The organism is Amycolatopsis sp. NPDC003731 (genome assembly GCF_053586895.1).
Map to the genome: position 1 here is coordinate 58,832 of NZ_JBSFNC010000008.1, position 26,200 is coordinate 85,031.

At 71.7% G+C, this 26,200-nt stretch carries 26 protein-coding genes; 14 read left to right on the forward strand and 12 right to left on the reverse strand.

Annotated elements, in window-relative coordinates; all coding sequences use genetic code 11:
• Window positions 1-78: 78 nt before the first annotated feature.
• The gene (locus ACWDN5_RS05465) at window positions 79-1,215 is read right to left on the reverse strand and encodes an LLM class flavin-dependent oxidoreductase (protein WP_449674712.1); all 1,137 of its coding nucleotides are present in this window, start codon (window positions 1,213-1,215) and stop codon (window positions 79-81) included.
• Window positions 1,216-1,339: 124 nt separating this feature from the next.
• Here ACWDN5_RS05465 and ACWDN5_RS05470 point away from each other — a divergent pair, with 124 nt between their 5' ends.
• Complete coding sequence (locus tag ACWDN5_RS05470; RefSeq protein ID WP_449674713.1) at window positions 1,340-1,825, forward strand: winged helix-turn-helix domain-containing protein; 486 nt, start codon at window positions 1,340-1,342, stop codon at window positions 1,823-1,825.
• Window positions 1,826-1,917: 92 nt separating this feature from the next.
• On the opposite strand, the gene ACWDN5_RS05475 is transcribed toward ACWDN5_RS05470, so the two are convergent.
• On the reverse strand, window positions 1,918-2,754 hold the full coding sequence (locus tag ACWDN5_RS05475; protein WP_449674715.1) for a LysR family transcriptional regulator: 837 nt from the start codon (window positions 2,752-2,754) through the stop codon (window positions 1,918-1,920).
• An 89-nt stretch (window positions 2,755-2,843) separates the two neighbouring features.
• On the opposite strand from ACWDN5_RS05475, the gene ACWDN5_RS05480 reads away from it, so the two are divergent.
• On the forward strand, window positions 2,844-3,683 hold the full coding sequence (locus ACWDN5_RS05480) for a TIGR03620 family F420-dependent LLM class oxidoreductase (RefSeq protein ID WP_449674717.1): 840 nt from the start codon (window positions 2,844-2,846) through the stop codon (window positions 3,681-3,683).
• Window positions 3,684-3,719: 36 nt separating this feature from the next.
• Here ACWDN5_RS05480 and ACWDN5_RS05485 read toward each other — a convergent pair whose 3' ends face one another.
• The 3 genes from ACWDN5_RS05485 to ACWDN5_RS05495 form a co-directional block, all read right to left on the reverse strand.
• Window positions 3,720-4,241, reverse strand: coding sequence for an acyl-CoA dehydrogenase family protein (locus ACWDN5_RS05485; RefSeq protein ID WP_449674719.1), 522 nt, complete (start codon window positions 4,239-4,241; stop codon window positions 3,720-3,722).
• 25 nt (window positions 4,242-4,266) lie between these two features.
• Window positions 4,267-5,493 carry an MFS transporter gene (locus ACWDN5_RS05490; RefSeq protein WP_449674721.1) on the reverse strand — a complete coding sequence of 409 codons (1,227 nt, stop codon included), beginning with the start codon at window positions 5,491-5,493 and terminating at the stop codon, window positions 4,267-4,269.
• Between the two features lie 95 nt (window positions 5,494-5,588).
• Complete coding sequence (locus ACWDN5_RS05495; RefSeq protein ID WP_449674723.1) at window positions 5,589-6,512, reverse strand: LysR family transcriptional regulator; 924 nt, start codon at window positions 6,510-6,512, stop codon at window positions 5,589-5,591.
• 84 nt (window positions 6,513-6,596) lie between these two features.
• Here ACWDN5_RS05495 and ACWDN5_RS05500 point away from each other — a divergent pair, with 84 nt between their 5' ends.
• Genes ACWDN5_RS05500 through ACWDN5_RS05525 form a run of 6 tightly spaced genes read left to right on the forward strand, consistent with a single transcriptional unit; the run spans window position 6,597 to window position 12,454 of the window.
• On the forward strand, window positions 6,597-7,559 hold the full coding sequence (locus tag ACWDN5_RS05500; RefSeq protein WP_449674725.1) for a cyclase family protein: 963 nt from the start codon (window positions 6,597-6,599) through the stop codon (window positions 7,557-7,559).
• Between the two features lie 25 nt (window positions 7,560-7,584).
• The gene (locus ACWDN5_RS05505; RefSeq protein ID WP_449674727.1) at window positions 7,585-8,700 is read left to right on the forward strand and encodes an FAD-dependent oxidoreductase; all 1,116 of its coding nucleotides are present in this window, start codon (window positions 7,585-7,587) and stop codon (window positions 8,698-8,700) included.
• A 17-nt stretch (window positions 8,701-8,717) separates the two neighbouring features.
• Window positions 8,718-9,644 (forward strand): VOC family protein, encoded by a 927-nt coding sequence (locus ACWDN5_RS05510; protein WP_449674729.1) that lies wholly within the window; start codon window positions 8,718-8,720, stop codon window positions 9,642-9,644.
• Between the two features lie 10 nt (window positions 9,645-9,654).
• Window positions 9,655-10,566, forward strand: a complete 912-nt coding sequence (locus tag ACWDN5_RS05515; RefSeq protein WP_449674730.1) for a fumarylacetoacetate hydrolase family protein — start codon at window positions 9,655-9,657, stop codon at window positions 10,564-10,566.
• The gene (locus ACWDN5_RS05520) at window positions 10,563-11,285 is read left to right on the forward strand and encodes an SDR family NAD(P)-dependent oxidoreductase (protein WP_449674732.1); all 723 of its coding nucleotides are present in this window, start codon (window positions 10,563-10,565) and stop codon (window positions 11,283-11,285) included. Before ACWDN5_RS05515 ends, ACWDN5_RS05520 begins: the two co-directional genes overlap by 4 nt.
• An 11-nt stretch (window positions 11,286-11,296) precedes the next feature.
• Window positions 11,297-12,454, forward strand: coding sequence for an alpha/beta hydrolase family protein (locus ACWDN5_RS05525; RefSeq protein ID WP_449674734.1), 1,158 nt, complete (start codon window positions 11,297-11,299; stop codon window positions 12,452-12,454).
• A gap of 31 nt (window positions 12,455-12,485) precedes the next feature.
• Here ACWDN5_RS05525 and ACWDN5_RS05530 read toward each other — a convergent pair whose 3' ends face one another.
• Complete coding sequence (locus ACWDN5_RS05530) at window positions 12,486-13,610, reverse strand: NADH:flavin oxidoreductase/NADH oxidase (RefSeq protein ID WP_449674736.1); 1,125 nt, start codon at window positions 13,608-13,610, stop codon at window positions 12,486-12,488.
• A gap of 101 nt (window positions 13,611-13,711) precedes the next feature.
• Between ACWDN5_RS05530 and ACWDN5_RS05535 the strand changes: the two genes are divergently transcribed.
• On the forward strand, window positions 13,712-14,539 hold the full coding sequence (locus ACWDN5_RS05535; protein ID WP_449674738.1) for an alpha/beta fold hydrolase: 828 nt from the start codon (window positions 13,712-13,714) through the stop codon (window positions 14,537-14,539).
• On the opposite strand, the gene ACWDN5_RS05540 is transcribed toward ACWDN5_RS05535, so the two are convergent.
• Window positions 14,514-15,317 (reverse strand): IclR family transcriptional regulator, encoded by an 804-nt coding sequence (locus ACWDN5_RS05540; protein ID WP_310971786.1) that lies wholly within the window; start codon window positions 15,315-15,317, stop codon window positions 14,514-14,516. The genes ACWDN5_RS05535 and ACWDN5_RS05540 overlap by 26 nt on opposite strands.
• A gap of 124 nt (window positions 15,318-15,441) precedes the next feature.
• On the opposite strand from ACWDN5_RS05540, the gene ACWDN5_RS05545 reads away from it, so the two are divergent.
• From ACWDN5_RS05545 to ACWDN5_RS05560, 4 genes are read left to right on the forward strand one after another with little or no spacing between them, the layout of a single operon-like run.
• Window positions 15,442-16,560 (forward strand): CapA family protein, encoded by a 1,119-nt coding sequence (locus ACWDN5_RS05545; RefSeq protein WP_449674740.1) that lies wholly within the window; start codon window positions 15,442-15,444, stop codon window positions 16,558-16,560.
• A gap of 28 nt (window positions 16,561-16,588) precedes the next feature.
• A complete protein-coding gene (locus ACWDN5_RS05550) occupies window positions 16,589-17,788 on the forward strand; it encodes a dipeptidase (RefSeq protein ID WP_449674741.1) in 1,200 nt (399 codons plus the stop codon).
• Window positions 17,785-18,927 (forward strand): M20 family metallopeptidase, encoded by a 1,143-nt coding sequence (locus tag ACWDN5_RS05555; protein WP_449674743.1) that lies wholly within the window; start codon window positions 17,785-17,787, stop codon window positions 18,925-18,927. Before ACWDN5_RS05550 ends, ACWDN5_RS05555 begins: the two co-directional genes overlap by 4 nt.
• Before the next feature lie 12 nt (window positions 18,928-18,939).
• Window positions 18,940-20,226 carry an MFS transporter gene (locus ACWDN5_RS05560; RefSeq protein ID WP_449674745.1) on the forward strand — a complete coding sequence of 429 codons (1,287 nt, stop codon included), beginning with the start codon at window positions 18,940-18,942 and terminating at the stop codon, window positions 20,224-20,226.
• Here the strand turns inward: ACWDN5_RS05560 and ACWDN5_RS05565 are convergent, their stop codons facing one another.
• Genes ACWDN5_RS05565 through ACWDN5_RS05585 form a run of 5 tightly spaced genes read right to left on the reverse strand, consistent with a single transcriptional unit; the run spans window position 20,227 to window position 25,155 of the window.
• Entirely contained in the window at window positions 20,227-21,252 is a 1,026-nt protein-coding gene (locus ACWDN5_RS05565; RefSeq protein WP_449674747.1) for a zinc-binding dehydrogenase, read from the reverse strand.
• The gene (locus ACWDN5_RS05570; protein ID WP_449674749.1) at window positions 21,249-22,046 is read right to left on the reverse strand and encodes an FAS1-like dehydratase domain-containing protein; all 798 of its coding nucleotides are present in this window, start codon (window positions 22,044-22,046) and stop codon (window positions 21,249-21,251) included. The genes ACWDN5_RS05565 and ACWDN5_RS05570 overlap by 4 nt, the downstream gene beginning before the upstream one ends.
• Window positions 22,043-23,188 (reverse strand): CaiB/BaiF CoA transferase family protein, encoded by a 1,146-nt coding sequence (locus ACWDN5_RS05575; RefSeq protein WP_449674751.1) that lies wholly within the window; start codon window positions 23,186-23,188, stop codon window positions 22,043-22,045. Before ACWDN5_RS05575 ends, ACWDN5_RS05570 begins: the two co-directional genes overlap by 4 nt.
• A gap of 24 nt (window positions 23,189-23,212) precedes the next feature.
• Window positions 23,213-24,004: an HpcH/HpaI aldolase/citrate lyase family protein gene (locus tag ACWDN5_RS05580; protein WP_449674753.1), complete on the reverse strand. Its 792-nt coding sequence runs from the start codon at window positions 24,002-24,004 to the stop codon at window positions 23,213-23,215.
• Window positions 24,001-25,155: an acyl-CoA dehydrogenase family protein gene (locus ACWDN5_RS05585; RefSeq protein WP_449674755.1), complete on the reverse strand. Its 1,155-nt coding sequence runs from the start codon at window positions 25,153-25,155 to the stop codon at window positions 24,001-24,003. The genes ACWDN5_RS05580 and ACWDN5_RS05585 overlap by 4 nt, the downstream gene beginning before the upstream one ends.
• Window positions 25,156-25,242: 87 nt before the next feature.
• Here ACWDN5_RS05585 and ACWDN5_RS05590 point away from each other — a divergent pair, with 87 nt between their 5' ends.
• Complete coding sequence (locus ACWDN5_RS05590) at window positions 25,243-26,157, forward strand: LysR family transcriptional regulator (protein WP_449674757.1); 915 nt, start codon at window positions 25,243-25,245, stop codon at window positions 26,155-26,157.
• Window positions 26,158-26,200 lie beyond the last annotated feature (43 nt).

The window sequence follows — 26,200 nt, forward strand, 5'->3', positions numbered from 1 at the left end:
TGATCGATTCACCGTCTCACGATGTGGACGGCAAGTCCCCGGCAGGCCGCGTACCTCCTCGCCGGCAGGAGATCCCGGTCACAGCGTGGCTTGCTCGATGTCCGCGGCTGCATCGACGGCCGTGCGCCCGTGCACCGCCGGGCGGCCACCGTACGGGTCGGCGTCCGTCCACAGTGCCGTCGGCGCCGCCGCGCGGACGACCGGCACGACCTCCGAGGCGAACCGTTCGAGCATGTCCAGCTGCTGCTCGTGCGGGATCATGGTGGGCAGGCTGAACGACTGCAGGTCGTGTCCGTAGGCTTCGTGCCACCACAGGATCTTCTCGGCGATCTGCTGCGGACTGCCGACCAGGACCGGCCCGCGCTCGATGGCGTCTTCGACGGTCGGGAACTCCATCGGGTTCCCCGGTGTGTGGTTTCCCGGCTGGTTGAAGTACTCGACGATCTTCTCGTAGGTCGGGCCGAAGGCTCCCCGGGCTTCTTGCGTGGTGTCCGCCAGGTAGAGGAAACCGGCACCCGCACCGACGAACGCGAACCGCGGGTCGTGGCCGTGCTCGGCGTAGTGCTTGCGGTAGTGCTCGATCAGCACCGTGTACCTCTCCCGCGGCTGGAGGGCGTTGGCCGAGAACAGCGGGTCGCCCCACTTCGCCGCCAGTTCCGCCGACGTCACCGTGGTCGCCGACCCGTGCCACACCCGCGGCGCGCCGGCGAACGGCCGCGGCAGGCTGGTCACGGCGTCCAGCGGGCCGCGGAACCGCCCCGACCAGGTGACGTCCTCCTCGCGCCAGAGCCGGCGCAGCAGCTCGTACTTCTCGGCGAGCGCGTCCCACTGGTCACCGTTCCCGATGCCGAACATCGGCAGCTGACGCAGCTCGTTGCCCTTGCCGATCACCAGCTCCAGCCGCCCGCGGGACAATTGGTCGACCGTCGCGTAGTCCTCGGCCACCCGCAACGGGTCGTGGATCGACAGCACCGAAACCCCGGTCTGGATCCGCACCCGGCTCGTCGTCGCGGCGATGGCGCCCAGCAGCACGGTGACGCCGCTGCTCAGGAAGTGCCCCGCGTGCCGTTCGCCGAGCGCGACCGCGTCGAACCCGAACTCCTCCGCGTAACGCGCCGACGTCACCGCCTGGGCGAAGCGCTCGTCGACGCGGACCCGGCGACCGGTCACCGGATTCGTCAGGTGGGGCAGGATGTCCAGGACCTGGAATCTCATCACGCGGCTCCGTCCGCTCCGGGCAAACACCGTCATCGTGCCGCCGGCGATCCGTGGGCCGTCAAGTCGTTCCACCCGCCGGGCGTCCTTCCCGCCGCGGCAGCCGCGGCCCACAATCGCCCCCATGACGACCCAGCCCGCACCCCGCGCGAACTCCGAGGTGGTCCACCTGGACATCCGGATCGACCTCACCGGGCGAGCCGCAGACGCCGCTCTCATCGCCACCCGGCTGACCACCGCGTTCGACGGACTGGCGAGCGTCGACGTCACCACCGCCCGTCCTCGGCGCGCCGCCCACCTCACCCTGGTCTCGGACCCGCTGCTGCGCATCGAGACCGAGTCCCGCCGCGCGGTCCTGCTGGGGAGCCCGCTCACCCTGACCCGGCTGGAATTCGATCTCCTGCGGTTCCTCCGCGCACACCCCGACCGGGTCTTCACCCGCGCCGCGTTGAAATCCGCGCTCTGGCCCCAGCCGCACGGCGGCGACCGGACGGTCGACGTCCACGTCCGCAAGCTCCGGGCCAAACTGGAACCCCACCTGGATCCGATCACCACGATCCGCGGCGTCGGCTACCGCTTCGAAGGGTCAGCCCCGGTAGCCCTGCTCTGAGCCGCTGTCGAACAGGAGAACGCTCGTGGCTGACGTCCCTCGTCAGTGGCCAGCGCAGGCACTCCACGGGAGCGATCGGACAGGGCCCGGCGTCAGTCACCGAAAGCCGCCCGGTGGGCCGACGCGCAGCCGGACGGCAGCTCGGCCGGGACGACGACGCTGCCGGTGATCGTCGTGCGGGGCTCGAGCGGGATCGCGCGCACGCGGGTCGAGCGGAGCTCCGCCACCTGGTCGGCCGTCAGCACCGTCCAGCTGCGCGGGTCGGAGCCGACCTCGACGATCGTGCCGGCGACCGTGGCCGCCCGGACCGGGGTGCCGGTCTCCTGAAGCGCGGCGATCACGGAGGGGTCGTGTTCCCGGGACGTCCGAAAGGGACCGTCGGCCAGTTCCGCCACGCCGACGGCCGCGCGACCTGCGGCGGCGTGCCGCGCGGACACGATCGCGAACAGCGACTCGGTCCACGTCGGCAGCACCTGCAGGCCGGGTGCCGCCCGCACCCCCCGCGCGAGCGCCAGGTCGAGCTCTCCCTGCCGGAGGGCGTTCAAGCGCGTGGGCAGCGGCAGGTCGACGAGCACGACGTCGAACGCCGGGGCCTGCTCGCGCAACGCGTCGATCCCGCGTTCCAGGCGGGCGGTGAACTGGCCGGTGCCGGTGCCGATACGCATCACCCCCGCCTGCGGGCTCGCCGCGCCCCGGACCCGGTCGGCGGCGGCCAGCGCCTCGCGCGCCGCACCGAGCACCCGCAAGCCGGCCGCCGTGAGCCGGACCCGGCGCGGTGAGCGGTCGAAGAGCCGAACCCCCAGCTCGCGTTCGAGCTGGGCGATCTGCCTGCTGACCGCGGGCTGGGCGATGTGCAGCCGGTCGGCGGCCCGGCCGAAGTGCAGCTCGTCGGCGACCGTGACGAAGTAGCGCAATGCCCGAAGTTCCACCGGCCCTCCCTGCGACGATGCCGCCAGGTTATCGCTGCACGGCCGCTTCGGTGCTGGTTCGCCGCGGGCCGTCGTGCTGGAGTCAGGACATGAACCTTGATCTCGGCCTGCTCGGCGCCCACCTGCGCGAGCACGAAGTCACTCCGGGAAGCGCGGCGGAAATCGAACGGGCCGGCTACGGCACGCTCTGGCTGGACGCCTCACCGCCGGCCGACCTCGCCCTCGCCGAGCAGCTGCTCGATGCGACCACCCGGCTGGCCGTCGGAACGAGCGTGGTGAACGTCTGGACGGCGGACGCGGACACCGTCGCCGCCTCCTACCACCGGATCGAAGCCAGGCACCCCGGCCGGTTCCTGCTCGGCGTCGGGATCGGGCACCGCGAAGTCCACACCGAATGGGCCTCACCGTACGACACGCTGGTGTCCTATCTCGACCGGCTCGACCAGGCGGGCATCCCGGCCGACCGGGTGGTGGTGGCCGCGCTCGGGCCGAGGATGCTGCGTCTGGCCCGCGACCGCACCGCCGGCACCATCCCCTGCATGACGACGCCCGAGCACACCCGGCGGGCGCGTTCCCTCATCGGCGCGGGCAAACTGCTGCTGCCCGGGCAGTTCGCGCTGATCGAGCCGGACGCCGAGCGGGCGCGCGCGATCGCCCGCTCCGCGCCACCCGGGACCGCGCTGGGGGTCGCCAACTACGCGAACAACCTCCGGCGGCTCGGGTACGGCGACGACGATCTCGCCGACGCGGGCAGCGATCGCCTCATCGACGCCCTCGTCGCCCACGGCGACCCCGCCGCCGTCGCGACCAGCCTCCTGGCCCACCGCGAAGCCGGCGCCGACCAGGTCGGCGTCTACCCGCTCGGCAACGACCCGGTCGCCACCCTGCTCGCGGTCGCCGAGGCGGTGCGGGCCGCCGAATCCCGCTGACGTGCCGGAGGATCCGTTCGACGCATCCGGTCGCGGTCACGGCGGATCGGGCCGCCGCACGGCCCTGCACGGGAGCCCGAGGTCACGCGAGGATGGACCGGCCCAATCCGGTCGGCACGGCGTCGTCTTGGAGGTGTGGACGCGGCTGCACGGCACGTCGCGGTAGTGCCGCTGCAGCGGGTCGGCCCGCGTCAACCCGGGATTGTTGGCGAGCGCGACGGCCTGTTCCACGGCCTCGACGAGCAAGTGCGTCGCGAGCACCTTCCCCACCCCGGCGTGCGCCGCCGCGGCCGGGTCGCCCTCGCCGGCCCGGCGGGCGAGCCCGAACCGGATCTCCTCCACTCCAGTGATCCGCGCGGCAATCGCCCCGCCCCGGTCTGGAACCTCGGCCGGGTGGCCTGCGGCTTCTGGCGCGCTGCTCATCCGCGTCGAGGAGGTGGCCGCTGCCGGCCCGCGGCCAGGTCGGCGGAGGACCGCGACTGCTTGGTGGAAGATGCATCGCCGCTGGAGAAACCGGACGTGATCAATCACCACGTGCTCCGCGGCCGGACCGGCCATCGTCCCGCCCGAATCGGTCGGCTCGTCAGGCTTCGGTGACGTTGAGCGGCCGGTTGTTCCGTCGCAGCAGGAACGCGGTCAGGACGCCGGCGATGGCAGACGCGATACCGAGGACGGCGAGGGCGCCTTGGAGCCCGCCGGTGGCGGTACCGATCGCGGCGAGCGCGATCGGGGCGGCGAACTCGCCGAGGAACAACGTGCTGGTCCACAGGCCGGTGCCGCGGCCTCGCCGGTCGAAGGTGAGCCGGTTGACCGCCCAGCTCAGCAGGGTGGGCAGGAGCATGCCGGTGCCGAAGCCGGTGAAGACCGAGCCGACGGTGATGACGACCGGCGAGGCGGTGGCGAACACGATGAGGAGGCCCACCGCCGAAAGGCCGAACTCGACGGGCAGCAGGGCCCGGGGCGTCTTGCCGGACAGGCGGCCGAACGTGATCGCGCCGGCGGCGGTCGCCAGGGACATGATCGCGGAGATCGCGCCGATGGTTCCGGTGGCGGCCACGCCCACGCCGGTGAGCACAAAGGACAGTTCGACGATCAGCGCGTAGAACACGACGCCGCCGAACAGGGTGACGAGGCAGGGCGCGGCCAGCTGCCGCCAGGGCAGCTTCGCCAGGTGCCTGCTCGGCTCGCCGTGCGGCGCCGGCTGCCACAGTTTGAGCGCCATGGGGATCGCCAGCGGGGCGGCGACGGCGTACAGCCAGAACGGCGTGCGCCAGCCCGACGCGCCGAGCACCCCGCCGAGAGCCAGGAACACGGTGGCCGACAAGGTGGCGACCAGGGTCTGCAGGCTCAGGTACCGCGCCCGGCGCGCGCCGGACCAGTAGTCGCCGATGAGGGTGGTGCAGCAGGTCATGATCGCGCCCTCGCACAGCCCGACGAGCACCCGGCTGGCGAGGATCGCGCCGAGCGAGTCCAGGTAGAGCGGAGCTGTCCCGAACCCGGCGTAGGCGAGCATGGCCAGCAGCAGCAACCGTTTCCGGTCGATCCGGTCGGCGACGATGCCGGCGAACGGCGCGGTCAGCCCGATCAGCAACGCCGGTGCGGTCAGCACGATCGGGACGAGGACGTCCGCGCCGGGTGTGCTTGCGAACGCCCGGGACAGCTGCGGCAGGACGGGTGCGATGAGGACGGCGCCGAGAACCGACAGGCAGCTGCCCGCGAGCAGCAGGAGAAGCTGGACTCCCCCGGCGGTCGGTCCTTGGCCGGTGGCAGAGGCGGCTGGTGACCGGTTCACGGCTGGGCTTTCGGGCATTTCGGCACCTGAGTTCCGTCGTTGGTTCAGGGAAGGTGCCGAAAGCATGAATTCCGCGGCGGGGAAGCGGAAATCACTTCTGGCGAACCGCGGTATCAGCCCGGTGGATGCTCGGTGACGCTGGCGGCGATCCGCGTCAGCAGTTCGCGGAGGTACTGGTGTTCGGGGTCGTGTTCGTACATCGGGTGCCACCAGGCCGCCTCGACCAGCGGGCCGGCTTCGAACGGACAGGCCACGGCTCGCACGTTCGCGTCGGCCGGGATGCGCTCGGCGAGCCGCCGCTGCAGCAGCGCCACGCGGCCGGTCCCGGCGACGAGGCCCGGGACGGTCAGGAAGTTCTCCGTGACCACCCGGACGTGCGGTTCGATGCCGAGCATCCGCATCTGCCGCACGACCGGGGTCGACGCGGTCGGGCTGTGGTAGGTGACCACCCACGGCATGGTCCGCAGCTGTTCCACCGTCAGCCCGCCCGCCACCGCGGGGTGCCCGGCGTCGACCAGGCAGACCCAGTCGTCGCGGTGGAGGTCCTGGTGCGGCAGGCCCTCGAGGAAGCCGTGTGGCAGGACCAGCAGGTCGATGCCGGTGAGGACTTGGCGGGCGTTGTCGACGACGGCCGGGGTGTTGGCGACGAACCGCACGCGGGCGCCGGGTGCCTCCTGGGCCAGGGCGGCGGCCAGCGGGGAGCCGAGGACCGCGACGCCGTAGTCGGTCATGGCGAGGGAGAACTCCCGGGCGGTCGTCGCCGGGTCGAAGTCCGGCTCGGCGGCGAAGACGCGCTCGACACCGTTCACCGCCGTTTGCACGCGGCCGCGCAGCTGGACGGCCAGCGGGGTGAGGCGGTACTGGTTGCCGTGGCGGGCCAGCAGGTCGTCGCCGAAGTGCCGGCGCAGCCTCGCCAGCTGCGCGGAGACCGCGGGCTGGCTGAGCCCGACCTGCTGGGCGGCCCGGCTCACGCTGCGGTGTTCGAGCAACGCGTCGAGCGTCACCAGCAGATTCAGGTCCAGGCTCGCGAGGTTCACGACCTGAGGTTATCCATCGGGTCGATACTCCGCATTAGCTATTTCGTCTTCCCTGATGCGGTGGCGTGCCACACCGTGAACGGCATGGACCGCACCGATCCCGAAGCCGCGATCGCCGCCGCCGCGAAGCGCTGTTCGAACTGGGGCCGTTGGGGCGCCGACGATGTCCTCGGCACCCTGAACTTCCTCGACGACGCCAAGCGCCGCGAAGGTGCGGCCCTGGTCCGGCGGGGCGTGAGCTTCTCCCTGTCGCAGCGGTTCGAGGCGGATGGCCCGCAGAAGGGCTGGCGGCGCCGGACCAACCCGGTGCACACCATGCTGGACACCGGCCTGGAGGCCGAGCGCGGCACCCAGGGCTTTCCGCACGGCATCGGCGGCGCCGACGACGTGGTGTTCATGCCGCTGCAGGCGTCGACGCAGTGGGACGGGCTCGGGCACATCTTCGACCACGGCGTGGCGTGGAACGGCCGCCGGGCCGGGGACGTCGTGACCAGCGAAGGGGACCGCGTCACCGGGATCGAGACCGTGTCGGGCCGGATCGCCGGGCGCGGCGTCCTGCTCGACGTCGGCCGCGCGCTGGGCACGGACGGCGAGCTGCCGGACGGGTTCGCGATCACCGTCGAGCACCTCGAAGAAACGATGGCCGCGCACGGGGAAACCGCGCGCGTCGGCCGGGGCGACCTGCTCCTGGTGCGGACCGGGCGGCTCGCCCGGGCGCGGCGTGCAGGCTGGGGCGACTACGCGGGCGGGCCCGCGCCCGGGCTGTCGTTCACCACCGCGGCGTGGCTCCACGACACCGAAATCGCCGCGATCGCGACCGACACGTGGGGGTTCGAGGTCCGGCCCAACGAGTTCGACGACGCGTTCCAGCCGCTGCACCAGGTCGCCATTCCGCACATCGGGCTGTTCCTCGGCGAGATGTGGGACCTCGACGCCCTGGCCGCGGACTGCGCCGCCGACGGCCGGTACGAGTTCTGGCTGACCGCCGACCCGCTGCCGGTGACCGGGGCGGTCGGCGCGCCGGTCGCGCCCGTCGCCGTCAAGTAACCGCCGGACCGGACGAAGGAGTCCCATGCCCGCCGCGCACACCGTCCTCGTCGTCGGCAGTGGCCTCGCCGGCACCGCCGCCGCGATCCACCTCGCCGATCACGGCGTCGCCGTCGACCTCGTCGAGATCATGCCGGACGCAACGTCCGTAGGCTCCGGCATCACCTTGCAGGGCAACGCCTTGCGCGAGCTGCGCAAGCTCGGCGTCTGGGAGGCCGTGCGGGAGCGGGGGTACGGCTTCGACAGCCTCGGGCTGCGCGCTCCGGACGGTACCCTGCTCGCGGAATTCCCCGACGCCTGCACCGGCGGTCCGGACCTCCCGGCCACGGTCGGGATGTCGCGGCCGGACTTGGCCCGGATCCTGCACGAGCGCGCCGTCGCCGCGGGGGTGAAGGTGCGCTTCGGCCGCACGGTCACCGCACTCGACCGGGACGGCGGCGTCACGTTCTCCGACGGCACCACCGCGAACTACGACCTCGTGGTGGGCGCGGACGGGATCCGCTCGACGGTCCGCCGGCTGCTGGGCATCGCGCTGGAGACCCGGCCGACCGGCATGGGCATCTGGCGCGCGTTCGGCCCCCGGCCGGCGTCGGTCACCCGGACGGACCTCTACTACAGCGGGGAGTCCTACATCGCCGGGTACTGCCCGACCGGCGAGGACACCTTGTACGCCTACGTCGTCGAAGACGCCCAGGACCGCAGCGGCCTGTCGCCGTCGGAGCGGCTCGCGACCATGCGGGAGCTCGCGGCCGCCTACCACGGCCCGTGGGATGACATCCGGGCCACGCTGACCGACCCGGCCCGGGTGAACTACACGTGGTTCGAGACCCACGTTCTGCCGGCGCCGTGGCACCGCGGTCGTGTGGTGCTCATCGGCGACGCCGCGCACTCCTGCCCGCCGACCCTCGCCCAGGGCGGCGCCCAGGCCCTCGAAGACGCGGCCGTGCTGACCGAGCTGCTGCTCGCCGCGGACACCCTCGACGACACCGTCTGGACCGCGTTCACCGCCCGCCGCCACGCCCGCGCGGCAGCGGTCGTCGAGGCGTCCGTCCAGCTCGGACAGTGGCTGCTGGATCGCGAGCAAGGGGACGTCCCGGGCTTGATGGCTCGAATCGCCACCCTCGTCACCCAGCCCGCCTGAACCCCCGGAGGATAAAGATGATCACCCATCTGCGGCACGTCGACCTCGCCGTGCCGGACCTGGCCCGCCAGCAGGACTTCTACACCGGCGCCTGGGGCCTGAAGACCGAGCACACCGACACCGGCGTCGCGTTCCTCGCCGCGGAAGGCTCGCCCGAGCAGTACGTGGTGCGGCTGCGCCAGGCCGGCGACAAGCGGATCGACCTGATCGCCTTCGGCGTCGCCACACCGTCCGATGTGGACACCCTCGCCACCCGCCTGGCCACCACGGGCGTGACCCTGGTCCACGAGCCCCGGACACTGCACACCCCGGGCGGCGGCTACGGGTTCCGGTTCTTCGACAACGAGGGCCGCACCATCGAGATCAGCGCCGACGTCGCCGTCCGGGACCACCGCAAGATCGAGGCCGGCGAGTCGGTCCCGGTCCGCCTGTCCCACGTCGTGATCAACTCGACGAACCCGGAGGCCACCCGGGCGTTCTACGAGAAGCACCTCGGGTTCCGGCTCTCGGACATCCTCATGCACCCGCGCATGGGCGAGATGATGTGGTTCCTGCGGGTGAACTCCTGGCACCACAGCATGGCCATCGCCCGCTGCCCGCACCCGTCGCTGCACCACGTGTCGTTCGAGATGCGCGGGCTGGACGAGTACATGCGCGGCACGGGACGGCTCCTGCGCGCGGGCGTCGAGAAGATCTGGGGGCCCGGCCGGCACCTGGCCGGCAACAACACCTTCAGCTACTTCCTCGACCCGCACGGCAACACGGTGGAATACACCACCGAGCTGGAGCTGGTCGACGAGGACACCTGGCACCCGCACCTCTACGACTTCAGCGACCCCGAGGTGTCCGACCAGTGGGGCACGGCGAACGCGATGAACGAGTTCGTCGCCCAGCGGTCCTTCAACGACCCCGACAAGGGCCTGTTCGTCGCCCCGCCGCTGTGAAAGGGATCCGATGAAGTTCGCGACCGTCGAGGAACCCGGCGGCGCCGTCCGCTGCGGCGTCGTCGAAGGCGGCAGGCTACTGCGCCTGCCGGCCGGGACAACTGTGCTGGACGTGATCCGCTCCGGCGCGCTCCACGAGGCCGGCGCGCAGGCCCGCGCCACGGGTGACGCGGTGCCGCTGGCGGGACGGCGGCTCCTCCCACCGCTGGAGCCGCCGTCCGTGCGGGACTTCGTGGCGTTCGAGGAGCACGTCGAAGGCATGGTCGCGCCGGGTTCCGTGCCGCCGGAGTGGTACGAAGCGCCGACGTTCTACTTCACGAACCCGGGTGCGCTCGTCGGCGCGCACGACGACGTGCCCATCCCGCCCGGGTCGCGGCTGTTCGACTTCGAACTGGAGGTCGCCGCCGTGCTGGGCCCCGACGGGATCTGCGGCTACACGATCCTCAACGACTGGTCCGCCCGCGACCTCCAGCGCCGCGAGATGAAGGTCAACCTCGGCCCGGCCAAGGGCAAGGACTCGGCCACGACACTCGGCCCCTGGCTCGTCACGGCCGACGAGCTCGAGCCGTACCGCGACGCGGACGGCTTCCTGGCGCTGGACATGCGAGTGGCGGTCAACGGCGTCGAAGTGGGCCAGGACCTCTTGTCCAACATGGGCTGGCCGTTCGAGGAACTGGCCGCCTACGCGGGCCGGGGCACGCGGCTGCGGGCCGGCGACGTCCTGGGCTCGGGAACCTGCGGCAACGGCGGCTGCCTGGCGGAGCTGTGGGGCCGCGGTGGCCCGCAGGAGCCCCTGCGGGCGGGTGACGTCGTGGAGATGACGGTCGAAGGCATCGGGACGATCCGCAACACCGTCGTGGCCGGCGTCGACCTGCCGCCGGCCCGCCCGGCCCGGCCCCGGCCGAGGAAGCGGTCGCGGTGACCGGCCAGGTCGTGGTCGTCACCGGGGCGGCACAGGGCATCGGCGCGGCGACCGCCCGGCTGCTGGCCGCGGCTGGAGCCAGGGTGATCGGGGTCGACCGCGCCGAAGACCCCGGCTTGCCCGGCGTCGAGCACCACCGGTTCGACGTCACCGACGACGCCGGCTGGGCCGGGCTCGCCGCGGGCCTGGAGCGGGTCGACGGGCTCGTCGCGGCGGCCGGTGTCACCTGGCGGGCCCGGCTCGGCGAGCTGGACCCCGTCGACCTGGCGCACGTCAACGACGTCAACGTCGGGGGCGTCCTGCGGGCCGTGCAGGCGGTGGCGCCGCTGATGCCGCCCGGCGGATCGATCGTCGTGACCGGCTCGGCCGCGGCGCTGACCGGGCACTACCCGCTGGCCTACACCGCGAGCAAGTGGGCGTTGCGCGGGTTCGTCAAGGCCGCCTGCCTCGAACTGGGGAGCCGGGGCATCCGCGTCAACGCCGTGCATCCCGGGTACGTCGAAACCCCGATGACCGCTTCCGCGCCGACCGGGTTCCGGGCCGCGAACCTCGCCGAAACCCCGCTCGGCCGCACCGGGACCGCCGAGGAGGTCGCCGCGCTCGTCGCGTTCCTGATCAGTGACGCGGCCTCTTACATCTCCGGCGCCGAGATCCCCGTCGACGGCGGCCTGACCGCGCACGGCGGCGTCAAGTCGATCAGCGAAGCCGCCCGAACCTGAGAGGAACCCCCGTGTTCGAATACTTCCCCGGCAACTACGTGTGGAACCTCGGCGTGGTCGCCGCGCTCAACAGCGGCGGCCTGATCGACGAGGTCGACCGCGCCTGCCGGCCGATCCGCGAAGCCGCGTCCCAGGGCTCGGACGCCGGCACGCCGGACTTCCTGCGAGCCTGGACCGCGCTCACCGACCAGCTCGTCACCCAAGCCGAGCAGGCCGAAAAAGCCGGGCACACCCGCACCGCGGGCGACCTGTACTTCCGCGCCACCAACTACCTCTGCCAGGCCGAGCGCATGCTCGCCCACTCCGATCCGAACCGGCTGCCCACCTACCGGCGAGTCCTCGAACTCGCGCAGAAGTCCTTCGACCTGCGCGACCGGCGGATCTCCCGGGTGACGATCCCGTACGAAGACACGACCCTGCCGGCCTACCTCTCCCTCGCCCCGGGCACCGATGCCGGGCCGGCGCCGGTGATCGTCCTGGTCAACGGCCTGGACTCGACGAAGGAGCACATGTACAGCTCCGCGCACTGGCGGGAGCTGGCCGATCGCGGGATCTCGTGCCTCATGCTCGACCAGCCCGGCACCGGGGAAGCCCTGCGCCTGCAGGGACTCACCGCCCGCATCGACGCCGAAGCCTGGGCGGCCGCGGCCGTGGACTGGCTCGAAACACGGTCCGAAGTGGACAAAGACCGGATCGGGATCGCCGGCTGGTCCCTCGGCGGCTACTACGCACCCCGGGCGGCGGCGTTCGAGAAGCGGTTCGCGCTCTGCGTCGCCTGGGGCGCCAACCACAACTGGGGCGCGGTCCAGCGCCGCCGCCTCGAACGCGAAGGCGAACGGCCGGTCCCGCACTACTGGGAGCACGTGCTGTGGGTGTGGGGCTTCGACGACCTCGACACGTTCATCCCCTTCGCCGACGACGTGCACCTCGACGGCGTCGTCGAGAAGATCACCGTCCCGTTCCTGATCGCCCACGGCCGGAACGACCGCCAGATCCCGCTCGAATATGCCCATCGCTCCTACGACCAGGCCGTCAACTCACCCCGGCGGGAACTGCGGGTGTTCACCCCCGAGGAAGGCGCCACCGAGCACATCGGACTCGACCACCTGCCCCACGTCAGCACCTTCATCGCGGACTGGGTGGCGGACACGTTCCGCGAACGGTCCTGACCGGCCGGATTGTCGGGGCGCTCAGCGCGGCTCAGGCCGGCTCACCGCCGGTGGACGGCACGAATCCCGGGAAGCTCTGCTCCCGCTTGCTCAGCCAGTGCGAAATGCGCGCCGGGGCGTGGGCGTACGGATCGGGCACGCCCAGTTTCCGCGCGGCGTCCAGGGGCCAGTTCGGGTTGTAGAGCAACTCGCGGCCGAGCGCGACCAGGTCCGCCCGGCCGTGCTCGATGATGGACTGGGCTTGGGCGGCACGGACGATGTGCCCCACGGCCATCGTCCTGCTCGCCGTCCGCTCGCGGATATGCTGCGCGTACGGCACCTGGTAGCCGTAGCCGGTTTTCAAGCCCGGGTACGGCAGCCCGGTGATCCCTCCGGAGCTGCAGTCGATGACGTCGACGCCGCGAGCCTTCAACTCGACGGCCAGCTCGACGGTCCGGTCGATCGTCCACTCGACATCGACGCACGAAAGACGGACGAAAAGCGCCTTGCGGTCCGGCCAGACCGTCCGGATGCGGTCGACGATCTCCACGAGGAACCGGAACCGGTTCTCCGTCGACCCGCCGTAGTGGTCGGTGCGCCGGTTGGCCAGCGGCGAGAGGAAGCTGTGGATCAGGTAGCCGTGGGCCGCCTGCAGTTCGAGCACCTCGTACCCCGCGTCGTCCGCCCGTCGAGCGGCGTCCGCGAATGCCGTCACCGTGTCTTCGATGTCGCGCAGCGTCATTTCGACCGGAGTGTCGAAGCCCTCCGGTCCCATGGGGACCGCGCTGGGCGCGAGCAGTGGCCAGGCCGGAGACGGCAGTGGCGTGCCGGGGATCCACGGCGGGTTCCGGCGCCCCTTGCGGCCGGCGTGGATCAGCTGGATGCCCGGCACCGCGCCACCGGCTTTGACGACCTCCACGAGCTGCGCGTAGAGCGGAACCACGCCGTCCTCCCACAGACCGAGGTCGCCCACGGTGCCGCGGCCACGCCGGTCCACGGTCGTGCCCTCCTGGATGACCAGCCCCGCTCCGCCTTCGGCCAGCCGTCCGTAGTGGACGGTGTGCGTCGACGTCGGACGGCCGTCCACTCCGGAGTACTGCCACATGGGCGACACGACCACCCGGTTCGGCAGGCGCACCCCGCGGATCTCGAGCGGGCTGAAGAGATTCGGCGGCATCCCGCTGCTCCTTGACTCGGCGATTGACATGGTCCGACGGCGCACTTACCGTCATGCTACTCACCGATACGTCGTATCGCATAGTGGCACGAGGAGCAGGCATGGTGACGACCCGGGTGACGGAAAGCCGCGAAGTCCACCGACCCGACGACACGTCCATCCGGTACTCGCTCAGCGGACCGGACGAGGGCCCCACGGTCGTCTTCGTCCACGGCTGGGCGTGTAACCGGACGGACTTCGACGCGCTGACCCGGTTCTTGCCGGACGAGTTCCGCGTGCTCGCGGTCGATCTCGCCGAGCACGGCGAATCGCGCTCGGCGCGCGCCACCTGGACGATCGAGGAGTTCGCGCGCGACGTCGCCGCGGTCCTCGATGCCGAAGAGGTGACCGACGGCGTCGTCGCCGGGCACTCACTCGGCGGCGCGGTGGCGGTCGAGACCGGCCGGCTGCGTCCCGAGCGGGTCCGGCACATCGTCGCGCTCGACGCCCTGCACTACCTCTTCCTCTTCGGCGCCATGAGCGACGAAGAGGCCGAAGGGTTGCTGCGACCGCTGCGGGACGACTTCGCCGGGCTGGTCCGCGCCATGGTCGAGGCCGGTTCGCCGCCGGGGACCGACCCGGCGCTCAAGGACGCGCACTTCGCCAAGATGGCCGCGGTGCGGCAGCCGGCGGGGACCCGGGCGTTCGAGGGTCTCGTCGCCTGGGACATGGACGCGGCGCTCGCCGGTGCCCAGCAGCCGGTCACCGTGTTCGGCGTGCGCGACCTGGTCACCCCGGAAGCCATCGACCGGCTGGCGGGCCGGGCCGACGTGGTGCTCGTCGACCTCGGCAGTCACCACTTCCCGGTGGAGGCACCGGAGGGGACGGCCGCGCTCATCGCCGGCGTCGTGCGCGCGCGGGCCGTCACGGGGACGCCAGCAGGCGGCTGATCTCGTCCGCGGCCGCGACGACCTTCTTCGCCAGCTGCTCTTCCTGTGCGGGCTGGTACCGCATTTCCGGGATGCTCAGCGTGACCGCCGCGATGGGTCGTCCGGCCGCGTTGGTGACCGCCGCGCCGAGGGAAGCGACGTGCGGGCGGTACCACGACGACATGTTCACGGCGTAGCCACGCGCGGCGGTCCGCGCGATCTCCTCCCGCAGCTCGTCGGGACCGAGCAGCGGCGCGCCCTCGAACTCCCGGGGCTCGGCCCGCAGGAGTTCGCCGACCTCGCCGGGTTCGAGGCGGGCGAGGATCGCGACGCCGCCCGAGCTCGCCCCGAGGGGCACCCGCGTGCCGATCTCCATGAAGACGCGAACGAGCTGCGTGCTGTCCTCGCGCGCGACGATCAGGTATTCGGCGCCGTCGCGCAGGCCGAGGAGCACCGTCTCGCCGGTCTCGGCGGCCAATCCCTTGATGACCGGCGTCGCCACTTCGCGCAGGTCCTGCTCGCCCGCGCTGCGCAGCCCCAGCACGAGCGCCTTCATCGTGACGCCCCACCGCGCGTGCTCCCGATCCACGATCCGGAGCCAGCGGGCCTGTTCGAGGGTGACCAGGCAGCGCTGGACCGAGCTTTTCGGGATGCCCGTCACCCGGGCCAGTTCCGAGACGCCGATCGGCTGCCGCACCGCGACTTCTTCGAAGACGCGAAGGGTGCTCAGCACGCTGTTCATCGACCGGATGCTGCTGTTCGGCTTGTCCGGTTCGCCGCCGTCGCCTGGGGTGCCCATGAGGCTACGACCGTACCACTGGACGCACTGCCGTACCTCATCCCGGCACAGCGGTTTCTTTACAATCCCGCCGACGTCGGTCTACTGTGCGGCACAGCGTGCCACAATAAGGAACGGAGTTCGCATGGATCTGACTGTCGTTGGCGATGTCGTGATCTCGGGGTGGCCGCGCCGCCCCGGTGGTGCGGACCCCGGCGCGTCGGCGTTCGACCTCCTGCGCGGCGGCGACCTGACGATCGGCAACCTCGAAGTTCCGCTCACCGGGCGAGGACAGCGCGCGGAAAAGCTGGTCGCCATGCGGGCCCCGACGTCGGGCGCCGCGGAACTGGCCGCTTTCGGGTTCGACCTGGTGTCGCTGGCGATGAACCACGCGCTGGACTACGGCGCCGACGGGATGCGCGACACCGTCCGCGCGCTGGACGCCGCGGGAGTCGGCCACGCCGGTTTCGGCGAGACGCGTGCCGAAGCGACGCGCGCCCGGGTCGTCTCAGCCGGCGGCGAAAGCCTGGCGTTCTTCAGCTTCTGCTGCGCGCTACCGCGGGGCTTCGACGCGACCACGGACCGCGCCGGCATCGGCGCCATCCGGGTGCGTCAGTCCTTCGAGTACGACAGCGGCTTCCTGGACGAGACACCGGGCACGCCGCCCTTCGTCCATTCCGACGCCCACGAGCCCGACGTGCGCACGGCCGAAGCCTTGGTCCGGGAAGCGAAGCAGCACAACGACTTCGTCGTCGTCGCGCTCCACTGGGGTGTCCCCCATTGTTACCTGCCTGCGACACAGGGTCCGCTCGCCGAGTACCAGCAGCCCCTGGCCCGGCGGCTGGTCGACGCGGGCGTCGACCTCGTCATCGGGCACCACCCGCACTGCCTGCACCCCGTGGAGTTCTACCGGAACGGGCTGATCCTGTACTCCACCGGCAACTTCGTCTTCGACTGGTGCGACGGCTGGAACGCCGAAGCGATGGTGCCGAAGCAAGACGCCCACCCGGCGGCGCCCTACCAGCCCGCCCTGGTGCGCGGCCCGTGGTTCGAGAGCGCCGTGTTCCGCGTCGGGCTGGGTGTCCCCGGCGGGCCCACCCTCCGCCTCGATCCGATCGAACTCGACCCGGACAGCCAGCCGGTCCTCCCCCGGCCGGACGTCGCCGCGTCGATCCTCGCGCAGGTCGCCGAGGCGTCCAGGGCCTTGGACCCGGCGATCGTCGTGGACGACGACGGCACCGTCCGGCGCGCTGCCACCGCCTAGCCGCCACCGACCACCAAGGAGCGTCTCGATGTACAGCCCCGCCGCGAAACCCGACGACTACGAATCCTTCCCCTACCTCCGGCGCGGAACCGATTTCCCCGCCGTCGAACTGGCCGATCCGGACGCCCGCCGGAGCCGCTTCACCGCCGGCTCGGACGACGGCCGGATCGACCGCCTGCTCGCCGACAACGTCACCATCAGCTTCCACGACCACCCCCAGCTGCTCCCGGCGGACTTCGCGGACGCGCCCGGCTTCCTGCGCGCCAAGCACGAGTTCACCGCGTTCACCGAGCTGCGCCGGTCCGGTTTGACCGCGGTCTTCGACAACTGGTTCGGCGTCATCGGCAGCACCCGCCGGGCGGGCTGGAAGTGGGACGACCTGATCACGACGCTCGGCCTGCGCCTGGCCGACCTCGCCCACCAGGACGGCGTCGTCGTCGCCCGCACCGTCGGCGACATCCTCGGCGCCCAGCGCGACGGGCACGTCGCCTTCGTCATGGGCACCGAGTCCGCCGGGATGATCGAGAACGAGCTGGACCGCATCGACGTCCTCTACGGACTGGGCATCCGGCAGATGGGCCTGGTCTACGCGGAGGCCAACACGCTCGGCAGCGGCCAGAAGGAACAGCGCGACGGCGGCCTGACCGCCTTCGGCAGGCGCGCGGTCGAGCGCATGAACGCCGTGGGCATGCTCATCGACGTCTCCCACGCGAGCGACCGGACCAGCCTGGACGCGATCGAAGCGTCGGCCAAGCCCGTCGCGATCACGCACGCCGGCGCGCGGGCGGTGTGGCCCATCGCCCGGATGAAACCGGACGAAGTCCTCAAGGCGTGCGCGGAACGCGGTGGCGTCCTGGGCATCGAGGCGGCGCCGCACACGACCGTGTCCTACGACCACCGGGCGCAGTCCATCGAGTCGGTGATGGACCACTTCACGCACGCCGTCGAGCTGATGGGCATCGAGCACGTCGCGTTCGGCCCGGACACGCTCTACGGCGACCACGCCGCCTTCCAGAAGGCCATCTCCGACGTGATCGGCTCGTCCACCGTGTTCGACGCGGGCGATCTCGAGTGGGAGCGGGTCAGCCACGTCGACGGGCTCGAGAACCCGACCGAGAACTTCCGCAACATCGCCGGCTGGCTCGTCGAGCACGGGTACCGCGACGACGAGATCACCGCCGTGCTCGGCGGAAACATCCTGCGGCTGCTGGGCGAGGTGTGGCGATGACCGGCATCGAAAACGCCTTCGCGCAGCACCTCGACGACGTCTTGGCGCTGTCGCACACGATCAACGCCGATCCGGAGCTCGCCTTCGAGGAGCACCGGACCTCGGCCGCCATCACCGACGTCCTGGCTCAGCACGGATTCGCCGTCGAGAAGGGTGTCGCCGACCTGCCCACGGCGTTCGTGGCCTCGGTGGGCACGGGTGACCTGGTCTTCGGCATCTGCGCCGAAATGGACGCGCTCCCCGGGATCGGGCACGGCTGCGGGCACAACACGATCGCGGCGGCGGCCGTGGGCGCGGCCCTGGCGCTGGCGCCGTTCGCCGACGAGCTGGGGCTGACGCTCAAGGTGTTCGGCACGCCGGCGGAGGAACGCGGCACCGGCAAGGAGATCATGGTCAACCGCGGTGTCTTCACCGGGACGCACGCGGCCATGATGGTGCACCCGTCGCTGAAGGACGTCGTCAGTCCCCGGTTCCGGGCCTCGCGGTCGTGGCGGATCGAGTACACCGGCCGGGGCGGCCACGCGTCGCGCCCGTGGAACGCGCTGAACGCCGCCGACGCGGTGGTGGTCGCGCAAACCGCCATCGGACTGCTGCGGCAGCAACTGCGCGACGGCGTCCGGGTCCACTGCGTCGTGCAGGAGGCCGGTTCGGCCGTGAACGTCATCCCCGATCGGGTCGTGGCCGAGTGCATGATCCGCTGCGACACCATCGCCGAAGTCGACGAGGTCTGGGCGCGGGTCCGCCGGTGCTTCGAGGCCGGCGCGCTCGCGGCCGGGACCGCAGTGGACTTCACCACCCAGCCGTCGCTGTACCGCGAGTTCCGGCACGACCCGGATCTGGCCGCGCTGTTCGAGGCCCACGCGAAGACCTTGGGCCGCACGTTCCCGGACTACCCGGACAAGCTCTTCGGCTCGACCGACATGGGCAACGTCTCGCAGGTGATCCCCGCGCTGCACCCGATGCTGTCGTTCGACCTCCCGGCGGAAGACGGGAACCACACCGCCGCCTTCGCGTCCGCGGCCGGCAGCGCGGAAGGCGACCGGTTCGTCCGCGACGGCGGCCTGGCGATGGCGCTCACGATCGCGGACGTCGCGCGGTCCGCACCGATCCGGGCCCGGCTGATGGCCCCCGAAAACTGAGGGAGAACGACCATGGAAGCCACTCGGCTCGGCACCGCGGCGGAAGCGACCGGGCGGGGCAACCGCCGGGCGCTCGTCGCCGGCAGCATCGGCAACGCCGTCGAGTTCATCGACTGGGCGGTGTACACGACGTTCTCGTCCGTCTTCGCGCACCACTTCTTCCCACCGGGCAACGACAGTGCGGCCCTGCTGTCCACTTTGGCCATCTTCGCCGTCGGCTTCGTCGTGCGGCCGATCGGCGCCGCGATCATGGGCGCCTACGCCGACCGGCACGGCCGCAAGAAGGGCCTGGTGCTCACGATCGGCCTGATGGCGGCGGCGACGTTCGTCATCGGCGTCTCGCCGTCCTACGCCCAGGTCGGCTTCGCGGCGCCCGTCATCCTGGTGATCGCGCGCATGGCGCAGGGTTTCGCCGCCGGAGGCGAATTCGGTTCGGCGTCGGCCTTCCTCGTGGAGTCCGCCGGCCCCGGCCGCCGGGCGTTCGCCGGCTCGTGGCAGCAGGTGTCGGTCGGTGTCGGCATTCTCATCGCTTCGGGTATGGGCGCGATCGTGACGTCGGCGCTGCCCCGGCAGGCGGTGGACAGCTGGGGCTGGCGCCTGGCGTTCGTGGTCGCTTCGCTGTTCGGGCTCATCGGCCTCTGGCTGCGTCGCTCGGTGGCGGAAACGGCTTCGTTCCACCGCGCCCGCGGCCCCCGGCGCAACGCCCTGGTGACGATGCTGCGGGAGCACCCGAAGGCGGCGTTGCGCGTCTTCGGCCTCAACATCGCCGGAGTCGTGCTCTACAACATGTGGCTGACGTACCTGCCCACTTACGCGGCCGTGTCCACGCACATCCCGCTCAACCAGGCGTTGCTGGCCAACGTCATCGGGCTCGTCACCTTCGTGGTCCTGCTGCCGTTCGCCGGGATGCTGTCCGACCGGATCGGCCGCAAGCCCACCCTGGTGGCGTTCGCCGGCGGGTTCCTGCTGCTCGCGTGGCCCGCGTTCCGGCTGCTGAACGGGGATTTCCGGCTGCTGCTGCTCGTCCAGGTGGCCGGGCTGGTCCTGCTGCTCGGCTACTCGGCCAACGTCGCTGCGGTCATGGCGGAGCAGTTCCCGCCGGAGGTCCGGGCGACCGGCATCGGTCTCCCCTACGCGTTGTCGGTCGCGGTGTTCGGCGGCACCGTCCCGTACCTCACGACGTGGCTGACCACCCACGGGCTCGGGTCGTGGGTGTGGCTGTACTGCGCGATCGCCGCCGCGATCGGCCTGGTCGGCTACCTGACGATGCCCGAGACGAAGGACAAAGCGATCGACTGATCAGCCGATCGTCAGCACGACCTTGCCGAAGCGGTCCGGGCTCACCAGCCGTTCGTGGGCCCGGGCCAAGTCGGCCAAGGGGAACACCGAGTCGACCACGGGTCGCGCCTTCCCCGCGGCGAGCAGCGCGAGGACGTCGGGGACTTCGCGGAGGTCCCCGGCGTGCGCCCCGCGGAAGTCGATCTCGTGGCGGTAGAGGCTGTACAGGTCGATGTCGGCGCGCGGGCCGGAGTGCGAGCCCATGCCGATCAGCCGGCCGCCGGGGCGCAGTGCGCGGATGGACTCCTGGATGGTCGCGCCGCCCGCCGAGTTGTGGACGAGGTCGACGCCCCGCCCGTCCGTCAGCGAGCGGACCGCGGCGCCGAATTCGGGCACGTGCCGGTAGTTCACGACGTCGTCGGCGCCGATTCCCCGCAGCAGATCTCGCTTGTCGTCGGTGCCGGTGGTGGCGATGACCCGCGCGCCGACGGCGTGGGCGAGCTGCACCGCGGCTGTGCCCACGCCGCTACCGGCGCCGACGACCAGCGCGGTTTCACCGGGCTGCAGGCCGCCGCGTGTCACCAGCATGTGCCAGGCCGTCAGGTACGCGAGCAGGCTCGCCGCCAGGTCCACGTAGGTCAGCGACTCCGGCGCCGGGATGGCGTTGCGGGCCGGGACGGCGAGGTATTCGGCGTAGGTGCCGTCGGTGTGCTCGCCGAGGAACTTCAGCTCGCGGCAACGACTGTCCCCATCAGACCGGCAGGCGGCACATACGCCGCAGCCGAGCATGGGCAGCACGACCACGCGTTGCCCGACCTCGACGTTCGTGACCGCGCTGCCGACCGCCGCGACGTCTCCGGCGCCTTCGACACCGAGGATGATCGGGAATGGCGGTTGTTCGGCGAACTTTCCGTCCCGGACGAGCACGTCGGCGCGGTTGAGCCCGGCGGCCCGGATGCGGACCAGGACGTCCCCCTCGTCGATCGAGGGACGAGGCACGTCGTCGATTTCGACGATCCCGGCTTGCCGGACGATTGCGGCCTTCATCGTGCTTTCCTCTCTCCAGTAAGCGTTTCGACCTGGCCGGTCGCGGTGGTCCGGCCACTGTGGTCACGAACGGAAACCCCGTCGCCGATGGCGCGCACCACCAGACCCTGGTGGTCGAACAGCGGCGCGACGACGCGGTAGCCGATCGAGGTGGCCGTGGCGCCGGTTGCGCGGACGGTTTCCGCCATGGCCAGCGCCTGCAGCGGGCCGTGGACGACCAGCCCCGGGTAGCCCTCGACGTCTCGGGCGTAGTCGCGGTCGTAGTGGATGCGGTGGGCGTTGTAGGTCAACGCCGAGAAGCGGAACAGGACGGTGGGGTCGACCGGGAACTCCCGCTCGTCCGCTTCAAGGGGCACCGGCGGGCCCGCCGACGCCGAGACCGGCGTGGACGCGGCGGCGCGGTAGGCGATGTCCTGGTCCTCGACGACCTTCACCGCGCCGTCCTGGCTGATGGTGTGCCGGACGACGACGAAGGTCAGCGGGCCCGAACGGCCCGTCTTGTCCGTCGTCGACACGACTTCGCTGCGCCGGGTCGCCGGCCGCCCGACGACCAGCGGCGCGATGCGGGTGACCCGGCCCCCGGCCGCCATGCGCCGACGACCCGGCGCCGGGCCGACCCCACGCACGGGATGGCCGTCCGGCCCGAGATCGGCCTGGTGCGGCCGGTCGAGCAGGTAGACCCAGTGCCACAGCAGCGGAAGTCCGTCGGTCTCCAGGTCCGGCAGGTCGACGCCGAGCAGCCGGGCGAGGGCCACGGCGGGCTCCGGTTGCAGCACTTCGGTGTGCTCGGTCACGGGGTGACCTCCTCGAATTCGGCGCGGAGGGCGTCGTTGTGCTCGCCCAGCCGGGGCACCGGGCCCGGCACCGGCTCGACTTCGTCGATGTCGACCGGCGGCAGCAAGGCCCGGACGGCACCACCGGGAGTCCGGACCTGCTGCCAGCGATCACGCCCGGCGAGCTGCGGATGGTCGAGGAGCTCACCCGGCCGGCGCAGGCGGGCGCAGGCGATCCCGGCCTCGCCGAGCAGTGCGACGACCTGGTCGGCGCCGGACGCGGCGAACGCCGCTTCGATCAGCGGCCCGATCAGGTGGTCGTGGGCGACGCGTTCCGGGTTGTGGGCGAACCGCGGGTCGTCGGCCAGGTCCGGCCGCCGGAGCACCTCCCGGCACAGCCGAGCCCATTCGCGGTCGCTTTGGACGGCCAGGAAAACCTGGTTGCCGTCGCCGGCCCGATAAGGACCGTAAGGGGCGATCGACGCGTGCTTCGCCCCGGTCCGGCGGGTCTCCGCACCGCCGTAGACCGCGTTATACGCCGGTTGCACCATCCACTCCCCCAGCGCGTCGAGCATGGCGACCTCGACGGTCGCACCGACGCCCGTGGTGGCTCGGCGCAGCAGCGCGGTGAGGATGCCCGAGTAGGCGTACATGCCCGTCGCGATGTCCGCGACCGAAATCCCGGCCTTGCTCGGCTCCTCCGGCGTGCCGGTGGCGGCGACGAGCCCGGCCTCGCACTGGATCAACAGGTCGTAAGCCTTCTTCCCCGCGTATGGGCCGCCGGAGCCGTAGCCCGAGATCGAGCAGTGGACGAGGTCGGGACGGGCCGCCCGCAGCGTCGCGGCGTCGAGCCCGAGGCGGCCCACCGCACCCGGTGCGAGGTTCTGGACCACCACGTCGGCGGCCGCGATCATCGCGTCGAGCACGCGGCGGTCGGCCGGGTCCTTGATGTCCAGCTCGATCGACTCCTTGCCACGGTTGAGCCAGACGAAGTAGCTGGAGTCGCCGTGGACCGTCCGGTCGTAGCCGCGGGCGAAGTCCCCGGCGCCGGGGCGTTCGACCTTGATGACGCGGGCGCCGAGGTCGGCGAGCTGCCGCGTCGCGAAGGGCGCGGCGACCGCTTGTTCCAGCGCGACGACGGTCGTGCCTTCGAGAGGAAGCATGGAAACCCTTTCGTGGCCGGCGCTTCAGGGCCGGAGGAGGGCGCGGGCCCGGTCGAGCACGGGCTTGTCGATCATTCGTCCGCCGGGACCGGTGACCGCGCCCGGCGATTCCTCGGCCGCCTGGAGCACTTCACGGGCCCACGCGATTTCGTCTTCGCTGGGGGCCAGGCCCCGGGCCGTGGGCGCGATCTGGGCCGGGTGGATGCAGAGCTTGCCGCGGAAACCGAGGCTCCGGGCGTAGCGAGCCGCCGTGGTGACCGCGTCGGCGTCGTCGATGACGGTCGTGACGCCGTCGATCGGCGCCGGCAGGCCGGCCACCCGGGAGGCGAGCACGATCGTGCTTCGCGCGAACAGCATCGCCTCGGCGGTGTCGTCGGCTCCGAGGTCGGCGGCCAGGTCGAGCGAGCCGAACGCGAGCCGGGTCACCCCGGGCGCGGCGGCGACGTCGTGCACGCGGTGCAGTCCGGCCGCGGTCTCGACCAGCGCGACCACCGCGGTGTCCAGCCGCGCCGACAACGCGGCCAAGGCCGCCGGGTCCTCGGACTTCGGCACGAGCACGCCGAGTAGCCCGGACGCGCCGGCGACAGCGTCGACGTCCGCGTCGAACCACGGCGTTCCGGCGGCGTTGAGACGAACCCAGGCCTGTCCGCCGTCGGACAGCCAGCGGAGCGTCTCGGCACGGGCGGTGTCCTTGTCCTCGGGCCGCACCGCGTCTTCGAGGTCGATGACGACGGCGTCGGCGCCCGCGGCCGCCGCCTTGGCGAAGCGCCGAGGGACGTTGCCGGGTACGAAGAGCCAGGTGGCTTCGGGCCTCATCGGACCGGGTTCCGCTTGATGAGCTGGCGCGCGATGACGGTCCGCTGGATCTCGTTGGTGCCCTCGCCCACGATCATCAGCGGCGCGTCGCGGAAGTACCGCTCGACGTCGAACTCCGTCGAGTAGCCGTAGCCGCCGTGGATCCGCACCGCGTCGAGCGCGATCTTCATGGCCGTCTCGGAGGCGAACAGCTTCGCCATCCCCGCTTCCATGTCCGCGCGCTCGCCGGAGTCGTAGCGGCGGGCGGCGTACTGCACGAGCTGCCGGGCCGCGGTCAGCCCGGTCGCCATGTCGGCCAGGTGGTTGCCGATCGACTGGTGCTGCCAGATCGGCTGCCCGAAGCTTTCGCGCTCCTGGCTGTAGCGAATCGACCGGGCGAGCGCGGCGGCGCCGACCCCGAGCGCCCGCGCCGCCACCTGGATGCGGCCGATCTCGAGCCCGCGCATCATCTGCGTGAACCCCTCGCCTTCGACGGTGCCCAACAACGAGCTGCGGGGCACGCGGAAGTCGCTGAAGGACAGCTCGCAGCTTTCGACGCCCTTGTAGCCGAGCTTCGGCAGGTCCCGGGACACTTCGAAACCGGGCCCCTTCTCGACCAGCAGAATGCTGATGCCGCGGTGCTTCGGCTCGGCGGTCCGATCGGTGCGGCACAGCAGCGCGACGAGCTGGGCGCGGCGGGCGTTGGTGATCCAGGTCTTGGATCCGTTGACGACGTAGCTGTCTCCGTCCTTGCGCGCCTCGGTCCGGATGGCCTGCAGGTCGGAGCCGCCGCCGGGTTCGGTGAGCGCCATGGTCGCCCGGATCTCGCCGGTGGCCAGCTTCGGCAGGTAATGGTCCCGCTGCGCCGGGGTTCCGTAGTGGAGCAGGAGCTTGGCGACGACGCTGTGCCCGCCCATCGCGCCGGCGAGGCTCATCCACCCGCGGGCGAGCTCCTCGGTCACGGCCGCGTAGCACGGGGTGGACACCCCGGCGTCGTTCCACGGCTCCGGGACGGCGAGCCCGAAGATGCCCATGCGCTTCATCTGCTCGATCAGGGCTTCGGGGTAGGTGTCGGCGTGCTCCAGTTCTCGCACCACGGGCTCGACCTCGCGGTCGACCCACTCGCGGACGACGTCGACGATCGCGGTCTCGTCTGCGCTGAGTTCGTACATGACTGTCATCCTGTCCCGTGATGACAGGTCGAGGGAAATGCCAATCCGTGATATCCCTAGACCGGTCCGGCATGGCGGGAGGACGGGGTGGAACTCAAACAGCTCTTGGCGCTGGTGACCGTTGCCGACACCGGGAGCGTCACCAAAGCGGCGCGCCTGCTCCACGTCGTGCAGCCCGCGGTCAGCCGGTACATCCGCGCCCTCGAGGACGAGATCGGGGTGCCGCTCTTCGAGCGCAGCCGCCAGGGGATGACCCTCACCCCGGCGGGCGAGGTCCTCGCCGAGCGCGCGAGACGCGCGCTGCTCGAACTGGACCGGGCCCGCGCCGAAATCCGCCCGGACCGCGAGCACGTGCGCGGCATCGTGACGATCGGGCTGCTGGAGAGCACCGTCGAACTCGTGGCCGCGCCGTTGGTGGAGGTGCTGGGGCGCCGGCACCCGGGCATCGAGGTGCGGATCCTGAGCGCGTTTTCCGGTCACCTGCGGCAGTGGCTCGACGACGGCGCGGTGGACATGAGCCTGCTGTACAACGTGAACTCGACACCGTCGATCGCCGTCACCCCGTTGCTGAGCGAAGCTTTGTGGGCGATCGCTCCCCCCGACGCGGAACTCGGCCGCGAAGCGCTCACCTGGGACCGGGTGTGCGAGAACCCGCTGATCCTGCCGGTCGCGGGACACGGCCTGCGCACCCTCGTGGACGAAGCACTCGGCACGGTGCCCACGATCGCGTGCCAGACCAACTCGATGCCGGTGCAGAAGAAGCTGGTGGCCGCCGGCACCGGGTGGAGCGTCCTCCCCGCGGCGGGCGTCGCCGAAGACGTGGCAGTCGGGCGCCTGCGGGGCGGCCCGATCGCCGACCCCGCGATCTCCCGCACGATCGTCCTGGCATTGCCACGAGCCGGCCGTATCCCGCCCGCTGCCGAGGTCGCCGCCACCGAGATCCTCCGGGTGACCCACCGCCTGGTCGAGGACGGCACCTGGCCGACCGCCAGCGTCGCCTAGCCGCCGCGGCGATTCGTACGCGCGCAGCCTGCTGATCGAACGG

Excerpts from the sequence above, each read along its gene's own strand:
- ACWDN5_RS05540 (WP_310971786.1), bottom strand. The coding sequence starts at position 15,317 with ATGGGCACCCCAGGCGACGGCGGCGAACCGGACAAGCCGAACAGCAGC.
- ACWDN5_RS05580 (WP_449674753.1), bottom strand. The coding sequence starts at position 24,004 with ATGAGGCCCGAAGCCACCTGGCTCTTCGTACCCGGCAACGTCCCTCGG.
- ACWDN5_RS05490 (WP_449674721.1), bottom strand. The coding sequence starts at position 5,493 with ATGCCCGAAAGCCCAGCCGTGAACCGGTCACCAGCCGCCTCTGCCACC.
- ACWDN5_RS05470 (WP_449674713.1), top strand. The coding sequence starts at position 1,340 with ATGACGACCCAGCCCGCACCCCGCGCGAACTCCGAGGTGGTCCACCTG.
- ACWDN5_RS05565 (WP_449674747.1), bottom strand. The coding sequence starts at position 21,252 with ATGAAGGCCGCAATCGTCCGGCAAGCCGGGATCGTCGAAATCGACGAC.
- ACWDN5_RS05550 (WP_449674741.1), top strand. The coding sequence starts at position 16,589 with ATGTACAGCCCCGCCGCGAAACCCGACGACTACGAATCCTTCCCCTAC.
- ACWDN5_RS05555 (WP_449674743.1), top strand. The coding sequence starts at position 17,785 with ATGACCGGCATCGAAAACGCCTTCGCGCAGCACCTCGACGACGTCTTG.
- ACWDN5_RS05535 (WP_449674738.1), top strand. The coding sequence starts at position 13,712 with ATGGTGACGACCCGGGTGACGGAAAGCCGCGAAGTCCACCGACCCGAC.
- ACWDN5_RS05545 (WP_449674740.1), top strand. The coding sequence starts at position 15,442 with ATGGATCTGACTGTCGTTGGCGATGTCGTGATCTCGGGGTGGCCGCGC.
- ACWDN5_RS05480 (WP_449674717.1), top strand. The coding sequence starts at position 2,844 with ATGAACCTTGATCTCGGCCTGCTCGGCGCCCACCTGCGCGAGCACGAA.
- ACWDN5_RS05560 (WP_449674745.1), top strand. The coding sequence starts at position 18,940 with ATGGAAGCCACTCGGCTCGGCACCGCGGCGGAAGCGACCGGGCGGGGC.
- ACWDN5_RS05500 (WP_449674725.1), top strand. The coding sequence starts at position 6,597 with ATGGACCGCACCGATCCCGAAGCCGCGATCGCCGCCGCCGCGAAGCGC.
- ACWDN5_RS05585 (WP_449674755.1), bottom strand. The coding sequence starts at position 25,155 with ATGTACGAACTCAGCGCAGACGAGACCGCGATCGTCGACGTCGTCCGC.
- ACWDN5_RS05515 (WP_449674730.1), top strand. The coding sequence starts at position 9,655 with ATGAAGTTCGCGACCGTCGAGGAACCCGGCGGCGCCGTCCGCTGCGGC.
- ACWDN5_RS05505 (WP_449674727.1), top strand. The coding sequence starts at position 7,585 with ATGCCCGCCGCGCACACCGTCCTCGTCGTCGGCAGTGGCCTCGCCGGC.
- ACWDN5_RS05530 (WP_449674736.1), bottom strand. The coding sequence starts at position 13,610 with ATGCCGCCGAATCTCTTCAGCCCGCTCGAGATCCGCGGGGTGCGCCTG.
- ACWDN5_RS05575 (WP_449674751.1), bottom strand. The coding sequence starts at position 23,188 with ATGCTTCCTCTCGAAGGCACGACCGTCGTCGCGCTGGAACAAGCGGTC.
- ACWDN5_RS05465 (WP_449674712.1), bottom strand. The coding sequence starts at position 1,215 with ATGAGATTCCAGGTCCTGGACATCCTGCCCCACCTGACGAATCCGGTG.
- ACWDN5_RS05510 (WP_449674729.1), top strand. The coding sequence starts at position 8,718 with ATGATCACCCATCTGCGGCACGTCGACCTCGCCGTGCCGGACCTGGCC.
- ACWDN5_RS05485 (WP_449674719.1), bottom strand. The coding sequence starts at position 4,241 with ATGGCCGGTCCGGCCGCGGAGCACGTGGTGATTGATCACGTCCGGTTT.